Annotated in this window: 1 protein-coding gene; it reads left to right on the forward strand. The window is 42.5% G+C overall.

Annotation, left to right across the window (positions count from 1 at the left end):
• Positions 1 to 225 precede the first annotated feature (225 nt).
• On the forward strand, positions 226 to 1,737 hold the full coding sequence (locus D5F11_RS25640; protein WP_245998335.1) for a transposase: 1,512 nt from the start codon (positions 226 to 228) through the stop codon (positions 1,735 to 1,737).
• Positions 1,738 to 1,896: the final 159 nt, after the last annotated feature.

A 1,896-nucleotide genomic window follows, 5' to 3' on the forward strand; every position in this document is an offset into this window, starting at 1 on the left:
ATAGTCTCTCGGCATTCGCCGAGTTAGATGGGTCAAAGGATCTCTTGACCCAACTGTTTGATTCCCCTCCTACTTTGTAGGAGTTTTTTATTTTGATCAATATTTCTAACTGGAAATAAAATGTAGAAATATTGTCGTTAAACATTCAAAAAGACTCTTGACTTTTCAAAAACGCCACAATAATCGCGGTTGAAGGGAGTTTTTTCCTTACTAACCAAGATTGAGGTGTTTTTATTGAAACCCGTTTTTGTTTCACATAAAGAATATCAGAATTTTGTTATGGATCAACTTCAGACTCACTATTCTGGCGGCATTTTAACACTGGTAAACAAAGACTGGCCTGTGATCACGAAACTTTGGATCACCAATCTTTCCGACATAACCGTAAGGCTGAGTGATGTTTACGGGGCCAGAGGACCAGAACCACGGGATCCTGCATCCATGCTGCGGTCCTATCTGCTCCTACTCTTGACCAACCCCACCATGAGTATCACGGAATGGGTGGATGAACTTCACCGTGTTCCGCTTTACGCGATTCTCAGTGGTTTTGAACCAGGTGATACGCCTGGTGTGGGTACATTTCATGATTTTTTTGCTCGATTATGGGCAAGTGACAAAAAGAATGTGACCCACAAAAAGAAAAGTAAAAAGTCTCGTAAAAAGAAAGCGAAAAAAGGAAAAAAAGGCGAAAAGGCTCCAACAAAGCCTGGTCGTGTACAACGATTGGTCGAGTGGGTCATTCCTAGATTAGATCAAAAAAAGGAACTCCCATCGGATCGCCTATTCGATTTCTTCCAATCCCAAATTCTTACTATTTCAGCCAAGTTGGGACTGCTCGGAAATGTGGATCAACTAAACGTTGCCGGTGACGGCACGCCCGTCGTCACCGGATCCCACATCCGAAGCAAGCCCACTTGTAACTGTCGCGCCCAAGGTATAGCGAATTGCAAGCACGGTCGAAAGTACTCTCAACCCGACTGTGACAGTGGCTGGGACAGCCATCGGGAAAAGTACTTCAACGGGTATCACCTCTACATGATTAATGCTTGCGACAGTCCATACGACTTGCCGTTATATCCGCGTCTGAATTTGGCTTCCTGCCATGACTCAGTAAGCTTCGTCGTTAGTTGGGCTGAGTTTTCGCAACGATTCAACTTGGGCGCGGTAGATAAAATGCTTCTAGATGCGGCACATGATGCTGAAGCTATTTATCAACTGCTCGATCAAAAACGGGTGGAACCGATCATCGATCTAAACAAACGAGCCAAAAAAAACCTGGAAACGGATGAAGATATACAAATATCTCCAGAAGGTGTGCCCATTTGTCCGATCGGAAAAAAGATGAAACCGAACGGTTATGACCATACACAAAACCGCCAAAAGTGGCGTTGTCCCTTGGCATGCGGAACCAAAAACACTTGTGAAAACCCTTGTTCTACTGCCAAATATGGACGAACCTATCATACAAAAAGTAAGGATAATCTACGTCTATTCCCGAAAACATCAAGGGAAACAGATAAATGGAAATTAATTTATAAACGACGCACTTCCGTCGAACGCTCAAACAAGCGAGAGAAGATTGATTATCATTTAGAAGCTGGAAACCATCGGTCAACCATGATGTGGTACATCCGAATATTTGGGATCATGATGTGTCAGCACATCGATGCTTGGTACACTCATCAAGAGGATGAACTAAGGTTCCTGAAAGACCATATTTTTGCACAAATAGCTTAGTTATCTGACTTTTTAAAAATTAAATAGCTGGAGCTTATTTGGCATGCCTTTTTTTGAAAACCCTATGAAAATGACCATCTCCTCATCAGATTACACTCCATTTCCAGTAAATTTTTGGGAATTCAGGAATTTACTCGTTTGGAATACCGAGAGTATATT

The sequence above is a fragment of the Siminovitchia terrae genome (assembly GCF_003605405.2).
Lineage (GTDB): Bacteria > Bacillota > Bacilli > Bacillales > Bacillaceae_C > Siminovitchia > Siminovitchia terrae.